The organism is uncultured Methanobrevibacter sp., from assembly GCF_902801725.1.
GTDB lineage: Archaea > Methanobacteriota > Methanobacteria > Methanobacteriales > Methanobacteriaceae > Methanocatella.
Map to the genome: position 1 here is coordinate 21162 of NZ_CADCJB010000027.1, position 7559 is coordinate 28720.

Below are 7559 nucleotides of genomic sequence, written 5' to 3' on the forward strand. Positions count from 1 at the left end.
TGAACAGCCTTTATAGTTTAGGGTATCAATGTCATTTCCATTGATTTCCAGAAGGATATTGAATAGTGAAATATGGGGAAATATTTTCAAGACTCAAATATGCTTCCGAGATTGCTAAAAAAGAATTGTCAATTTCTACTGCTACAGATATATTGTTCCAAATCTTTTCCCTAATTATGACTTTGCATATACTTTAAAGAGAAATAAGGTTAAGGAAATTATAAAGCCATACCTTAAATATACTTTAGATTTATGCGATAATCTATTAAATGAAAATAAATTTGATGCTTCAAATGTTGATAAAATTATTCTAGTGGGAGGATCCTGTTTAAGCCCAATTGTAAAAGAGGTTCTGGCGGAGAAATATGAAATTCCTTTGGAGGACAGTATCAACCCACTTACTGTTGTTGCAAAAGGAGCATCAATATATGCAGGAACTTTGAAAAAGCCGTAATCAGATAATAATCAAAATAAATTCTCATTAATATTGGATAGCCAAGAAAATGAAATCATGGCAAGACTATTCAGTTTGGATAGCAATTTTGTATTTATTGGATTTGATATAGAATTCGTGGGAGATAAGAGTTCCTCTGGAAAAATACCGATTAACCTTTATGGAACGTTCAATGATTCATGGGATATAAAAAATGGCGATACTATCCAAATATCCGATGATGCCGGATTTATCAAGCTTGATAGGGAATTTTCAACATCAGGATCCGACATTGAAATCAATGATTTGGTTGATGAATATCAAAAGCAATTAAAGATAATTGATTATTTAAATGATTTCACTAAGTTCAATGATTTTGATTGCTTGAAACTTATTGAACGGTTATTTGAATTGTCTAAAATTGATAGTTTGGCTTTGATTCCTTTAAAATCATGTCTGAATAAATTGGATAAATTAACTAATAAAGCACAAAATGAATTTGAATTTTCCATGCTTCTTGATAATGTAAGAAATAAAATCCACATTGCTCGTGAAAATCAATTATTTGGTGTTGAAGGGTTGAAATTGGATGAAGCTATTGAATATGAGGAGTTAAATAAATTAAAAATATTTATGTTAAATTGATTGAAGAATATGTAAATTTGAATAAAAATGAAGTTATTGAAGCATGTTTTTTTTTTAATTTAAGATATGATGGAGTCTATGCAAATCAAAGCAAGGCCGATGGCCTGATTGGTGATGCATTAATTGCAATAAGTAATTCTGATTATGAAGAATTATTTGGAATTGTAGAAAAATTATATGAACTTGATGAGAGAACAATGGGTGGAGATTTTTCATGAAAAATGATGAAAATTCAGCAAAATCAACAGTTGTACTGAATAAATACACTTCAGATGGATTTTTAGATTTTTATTATTCCTCTGATTTGGATGAAGTTATGAAAATACTTTCTAAAATGATGAAAAGGTAATTATTAATATCTAAAAAATATATATTATATTGGTGTATTTAATTGGACTTGTTTTATGCTGACTGGTATCAAATTGCAATTGCAATTCTTATATTTTTTGTTCTGACATTTGTTGGGATTTATATATCTAATAAGATTAGACAAAGCGACAACAGATTTCTCAATCCATTAGAATTTTTGCCTGAAGATGAAGTGCACACATTAAAACAGTTATATTTTCTTCTTATGATGGCATTTTGTCTTATAATTGTTTTATATTCATTTATATTTGCCGAAAATGATATTCTTTATTTTGCAATATTTGATGTTGTAGTTTCATTATTTATTGCAATAAATTTCTATAAAAAATCTATAAAAAATACACTTATTTTATTATTGTTAATTCCTTACGGATCTTTGATATATCTAATGTTCGGTATTAGTGTACTTGTGTTGATTGAATTTTTCCATATTCCAGTATTCATATATTTTATTAAAGTGTACTTTGATAAATTTATGGAATATACAAATTCTAATGGTTTGGGAGTAACAATTATCATGGTGTTTATGATTATTTTCATTAGTTTCTTCATAACTCAAATTGTTGAGCATAAAAATCCTTTGGATGCATTGGTTATGGTTTCTAATGCTTTTACAAGTAACGGTTATGCTGTTTTGGGAAAGTCCATTCCCGGAAAAATAAATAGTATTTTCTTAGTATGGGGAGGATATATAATATCTGGTGCAGGTACTGCTACCCTGACTGCCGCTATTTTAATAAGGCACTTCAATAAAAGAGTTAAAAGGTTGGAAAAAATAATTGAAGGGGAGGTTGAAGAATGAATGATGTTATGTTTTGGTTTGTTATGCTTTCATTAATCGAATTATTAGTTGTATCTGTTGCTTTTATAATTTCATGTGTTGTAGTGAAATTCATTATCAATAAATTAAATGAAAGCCAGTATTTAAAACACTCCCGATTCTTTAATCCTACTGAATACCTGCCTGATGAAGAGGTAATAACATTAAAGCAGGTGTTTTACTTAATAATGATAGTGCTTTTTGTTGTAAATATTCTATATTTATTTAATGTATGGTCCTATGAAGAGTATTATATCATCCTGTTGGATATTTTGCTTTCAATTTATCTTGCAATTCATGTTGAAAGGGATTCTTTAAAGAATAAACTTATATTACTATTGCTGATACCATTTGGATCATTAGGTATGTTATTATTCGAGAATATTTTCCTTTCGTTACTGGATTTGGTCCATTTCACTGTATTTATATACTTTATTAAAGTGTATTTTAATAAATTTTTAGATTATACAGAATCAAACAGTTTGGGAATAACTATATTGCTGTTGTTTTCAATAGTTTTTGTCAGCTTTTTAATCACTATGGCTGTGGAAAATGTTTCTCCAATAGACTCATGGGCTATGGTTTCCAATGCTTTTACAAGTAATGGATATTCTGTTTTGGGAAAGTCACTTCCTGGGAAATTGAACAGTATCTTTTTGGTTTGGAGTGGTTTTGTTTTATCGAGTGTAGGTACTGCCACCTTGACTGTTGCTATTGTGATGAAGCATATTAACGGAGACTTTGACCGTTTAGAAGAATTGGCTAAAAGGAATAGAAAGGATTAATCGATTTTGGCATCAAATTTTTTCAGTTCCGTTTCGTCACGGTTACTTCAATGAAATTTTAATTTAATCATTTGCTTAATTCACCCTAGGAATGGGTTCATTAACATTTTTAATTTATAATGATGTGATTTTGATAATATCTGTTTTTTAGGTATCTTTTAGAATAGAAATGTTTTTATAGGTTTAACTAAATATCATTAGCAAATAACAATTTTTGGAGGTGTTTTTTCATGAAAAGATATGATGAAGGAGAAGATATAAAAGTCAACAGAAGAAGCAGTGATAAAATTTACTTTGAATCTCCATTAATCCAATCAATTTCGGATGGTATTGATTTTCTAAGGGATGAAACTAAAGAAATTTTGGAAGAGTTGGATTCAACAGAATTCAAACAAAAAATTGATGAATTAAATTTGGAGGAAGTTGGTGAATATGCTGCAGGTCAAATTTCAGAAATTACTGATGAAATTTCTAAATTCAAGTCAGAAATATTTAACTCTGAAGACATTCCGGAATTTGTAAAGGAATCATCTGTAGATGCAAAAAGGGCATTGAATATGGATGCTGATTATGTTAGGCGTGCTCAAAGAAGACTGGACATGCTCGATTCAAATGAACCTGCTGATAAGTATAGAATTAACATGAGGGTTATAGAGCTATGTGATAAAGCTCTTGAGGTAAATTATAAAAATTGGCAGGCATATTATGTAAAGTCCCAAGCATTAATTAATTTGGGAAGATATGAGGATGCTATTTCCGAATTGGTTAAATCTCTTGCATTGAATGAAAATAATTGCGATGCATGGTTTGATATTGCCAGGTCCTATAAATTAAACGGAGAATATGAGGAGGCAATAGCAGTTTATGATTCAATTTTAAAACGTGATAATGAGTCATTTGGAGCTTATATAGGAAAAGCATATGTTTATTATGATATTGAAGATTATCAAAATGCAGATAACTTTTTCAAAAAAGCCAATTCAATAGAGTCTTTGGATGATGATTCAAAAATGATTTGGGTTGAGGTTCAAAATAACCTTTAATTCTTTTTTTTCAAGCCTGTAATATTTGACTTTATGGGCTTATCTGTATATTTTTATTTGCTTGTTTTTGATGTTGTAATCATTTTTCAATTTTGATTTAATGTAATTAAATATTTTTCATTAATTTTTTTGTTTAACTGTTAATTTTGAATATTTTTCAAAATATTTAATAATGTTTAAAAAAATAAAATATATTACCAATAATTAAGGTGATTATATGGCGAAAAATGCAATTATTACTGGAGGATCCAGAGGACTTGGTAAAGCGATGGCTTTGAAATTAGGTGAACTTGGATACAATGTAGCTATTAACTACAGAAGCGATTCATCCAAAAAATTAACTGAAGATTTGGTCGAAGAAATTAAATCAGAATATGGTGTAGAAGCTATTGCAGTACAAGCTGATGTAAGTAAATTTGAGGACTGTGAAAGGTTAGTAAATGCAACTGTTGAAGCTTTTGGTGAAGAAATTGATGCATTAGTAAATAATGCTGGAATTACCAACAACTGCAATTTCATTGATTTACAGCCTGAAGACTATGAAAGGGTCATTAACACAAACCTTGTAAGTATGATGCACATGTGTCACTTGGCATTACCATATATGGTTGACCGTGATACTGCAATTGTATGTACTGCATCTGTTGGTGGTTTGACTGGTGTAATCAACCAAGCAGATTACTGTGCTGCTAAAACTGGTGTAATCGGTTTGTGCCGTGCACTCGCTTTGGAATTTGCTCCAAGAAAAGTAAGAGTTAATTCAATTGCACCTGGTATGATAATGACTGACATGTTAAAAGGTGTAAATCAGGATGAACTAAATGCACTTGCTGCAACAATCCCTCTTGGTTACATTGGTGAACCTGAAGAAATAGCTGGTGCTTTAGAATATATTTTAACAGCTAATTACTTGACTGGACAAGTTATTTCCCCTAATGGTGGATTTGTATTACAATAAGGTTTTTCAACCTTATTTTTCTTATTTTTTATATAAAAGTTCCATTATCTGAATTTTTTCCATAAATCAGTTTGAAGAACACTGTTTTCGCTAACTTTTTCAAGCTTTAAAAATAATTCCCATGGCATGGACACTGTCATGTAATCATTCGGTATAAAGTGTTTCATTTTAGATCGTCCTGCAAAGTCAATTGGACTTAGGATAGGTTTCGGATCATCGCTTTCAGCTTCTCTGAAAACAAAGTTTCCAATTGCCTGACATGATGATGCTTGAGGTGTTAATATGCATGCATTATTGTCTCTAAATGATGAATTAATCTGGATTAACACGGTTAGCTCTATTGGATTTACGGTGAATATCACGGATTTTGGAATTTCTTCTTCATTTAAATCTTCAAGGCCTTTGAAAATCACATATTCTCCTTCGTCATATACTGGTCTTGATTTGATGCCGTTTTTTGCAGTTTCAAAATCACAATATATTCTTTCACCATGTCTGAACATTTCGCGGGTTGGCTTAGCCAGGTTTTCAAGTTTTTTTTCATATTCTTCCTGGTCTGGTGCTGAATCGACACCTAATGATAAGAATGATGCTTGAAAATCAATTGCATCTTCATTGGCCATACCTGATCCCCATCCAAAACCTACTGAGATTCCTCCGCAGGTTATGTGTTCTCGTCCGAAGTAGGTTGTTTTTCTTTTGGCAATTGTTTGTGCAACAAAGCTCATTACGCATCCACCTTTTCCTGCTTTTGGACCGATTGCATTTTCTGGTTTTTTGTCGGATTTAAGTAAGACGATCGGTGGAAATTTCATGTCCAATTCTTTTGATATTATACTTTCCATATTATTGCCTCAAATATGATTTTGTTTGTTATTGTAAAAAAATTTGGCGGAAAATTTTTCGATGAATTCAAAAGAGTGAAATTTTGCAAATTGGTTCTGTTTAAATATCATTATATTGAATAATTTTTAGAATATATTATTGTATCATTGTTTATTTTTTACATATTTTTTTATATCTAAATTATTTTAAAGAATTTTTAAAAAAGTGAAACATTTATATATTACTTTGATTAATCTAAAATAGGAATTTAGTGAGGTGAAAAAAATGCGTAAAATTACTGTGGCCATATTGGCCCTAATCATAGGCGCCATGTTAATCCCTGTTGGATTTTCAGGCGAAGCAAATTCCGTTGTAATAACTTATGGTGAGACAACTCACGCAAATTCAGATTACAAATCAATTGTGGATAATTTCTTTAAAAGCCAATCAAATGTGGACTTAAATAGTGCAGATTCAAAAATCATTACTGCTGATCAGGTAAATAAGATATCCGGTGGAATTACAGGAAAAACTTATGACTCAAGCCAAATTCTTTCATCTGCACTGGTTAATTTAAATGATAATAGCAATCTTAAGGTAAGTGTTGACAAATCAAAAATCACAACCATAACCGGTGACATGTACATTTCAGCTTTAAAATCCGCTGGAATTACTGCTGGTCATGTTTATGTAACAAGCCCTGTATCTGCAACTGGTGAATCTGCTCTTGCAGGTATAATGAACTCATATGAGGAAGCAACTGATGTAACAATTCCTGAAAACGTAAAAGAAGCAGCAACAGATGAAATTTCAACTCAAGCTGAAATCATGAACAACTCAGGGGTTGATGCAGATTCATTATCAAAATTGGTTGATGATGTAAAACAGGATGTTTCCAAAGATAATGTAACAGACCATGACACAATTGTTAACATAATTAACAATAAGGTGCAAAACAATAATATTAACATTACAAATGGTGATGTTGAAAATTTGGCAAACACTATTGAGCAAGTACAAAACGTACAAGGTGATGTAAACCATTATAAAACTCAAGTAAGCGATTTTATGGGTGGCAATTCAACAAGCGGATTTTCACTTGATGGATTGTTGGATTGGATTGAATCCTTTGTTGCGGGGATTTAATTCCTTTTATTTTTTTTCTGAATATTTCTTATTTTTAGGCAGTAATTATCCGTTTTTTTTTAGAATTTGATTATTTGTCCATTTCTAAAGAATATATTATTATAATTAAATTTACAGGCGATACATGGTGCTGTTTAAAAAATCAGATGAAGATGGTTAAATATTTTTTTGACATTTTTACTTTATTTTTTTTAAAATTAAATGTAAAGTATTTTAGTTATGGATTACATATAATCTATAAATATTATTAAATTGGGGTAATTATTTTGAGATATTTTAAAATTAAAAACTTATTAAAAATTTCAATAATTTCAATACTTCTTGTAATGTGTGTAGGGTCAATATACGCTACAGACAATGCAGATATTAATTCCATAAACCCTCATGATTCAATAATTTATGATTTAGATGATGTATTATACGAAATTGATGATTCTGATTTGGATGAGTTTGATGATTCTGATTTGGATTTAGATGATGATTTGGATGAGTTTGATGATTCTGATTTGGATTTAGATGATGATTTGGATGAGTT

At 30.1% G+C, this 7559-nt stretch carries 11 protein-coding genes; 10 read left to right on the top strand and 1 reads right to left on the bottom strand.

The window, feature by feature from the left end; genetic code table 11:
* Positions 1-151 precede the first annotated feature (151 nt).
* From QZV68_RS06810 to QZV68_RS06845, 8 genes are all read left to right on the top strand, one after another.
* A complete protein-coding gene (locus QZV68_RS06810) occupies positions 152-454 on the top strand; it encodes an Hsp70 family protein (RefSeq protein WP_296879943.1) in 303 nt (100 codons plus the stop codon).
* A gap of 33 nt (positions 455-487) precedes the next feature.
* On the top strand, positions 488-1078 hold the full coding sequence (locus QZV68_RS06815; protein ID WP_296879844.1) for a hypothetical protein: 591 nt from the start codon (positions 488-490) through the stop codon (positions 1076-1078).
* Complete coding sequence (locus QZV68_RS06820; RefSeq protein ID WP_296879846.1) at positions 1075-1296, top strand: hypothetical protein; 222 nt, start codon at positions 1075-1077, stop codon at positions 1294-1296. The genes QZV68_RS06815 and QZV68_RS06820 overlap by 4 nt, the downstream gene beginning before the upstream one ends.
* Positions 1293-1427 carry a hypothetical protein gene (locus tag QZV68_RS06825; protein WP_296879848.1) on the top strand — a complete coding sequence of 45 codons (135 nt, stop codon included), beginning with the start codon at positions 1293-1295 and terminating at the stop codon, positions 1425-1427. Before QZV68_RS06820 ends, QZV68_RS06825 begins: the two co-directional genes overlap by 4 nt.
* 177 nt (positions 1428-1604) lie before the next feature.
* A complete protein-coding gene (locus QZV68_RS06830; RefSeq protein ID WP_296879850.1) occupies positions 1605-2249 on the top strand; it encodes a hypothetical protein in 645 nt (214 codons plus the stop codon).
* The gene (locus tag QZV68_RS06835; RefSeq protein ID WP_296879852.1) at positions 2246-3052 is read left to right on the top strand and encodes a hypothetical protein; all 807 of its coding nucleotides are present in this window, start codon (positions 2246-2248) and stop codon (positions 3050-3052) included. Before QZV68_RS06830 ends, QZV68_RS06835 begins: the two co-directional genes overlap by 4 nt.
* Positions 3053-3282: 230 nt before the next feature.
* Positions 3283-4095, top strand: coding sequence for a tetratricopeptide repeat protein (locus QZV68_RS06840; RefSeq protein WP_296879853.1), 813 nt, complete (start codon positions 3283-3285; stop codon positions 4093-4095).
* Positions 4096-4312: 217 nt separating this feature from the next.
* The gene (locus QZV68_RS06845) at positions 4313-5053 is read left to right on the top strand and encodes a 3-oxoacyl-ACP reductase family protein (protein ID WP_296879855.1); all 741 of its coding nucleotides are present in this window, start codon (positions 4313-4315) and stop codon (positions 5051-5053) included.
* A 44-nt stretch (positions 5054-5097) separates the two neighbouring features.
* On the opposite strand, the gene QZV68_RS06850 is transcribed toward QZV68_RS06845, so the two are convergent.
* On the bottom strand, positions 5098-5898 hold the full coding sequence (locus QZV68_RS06850; RefSeq protein ID WP_296879857.1) for a DUF169 domain-containing protein: 801 nt from the start codon (positions 5896-5898) through the stop codon (positions 5098-5100).
* A 265-nt stretch (positions 5899-6163) separates the two neighbouring features.
* On the opposite strand from QZV68_RS06850, the gene QZV68_RS06855 reads away from it, so the two are divergent.
* Together QZV68_RS06855 and QZV68_RS06860 are read left to right on the top strand one after the other, a co-directional pair.
* Positions 6164-7024 carry a DUF1002 domain-containing protein gene (locus QZV68_RS06855; protein WP_296879859.1) on the top strand — a complete coding sequence of 287 codons (861 nt, stop codon included), beginning with the start codon at positions 6164-6166 and terminating at the stop codon, positions 7022-7024.
* Between the two features lie 266 nt (positions 7025-7290).
* Positions 7291-7559 (top strand): hypothetical protein (locus tag QZV68_RS06860; protein WP_296879861.1); only part of this gene is annotated, 269 nt, incomplete at its 3' end.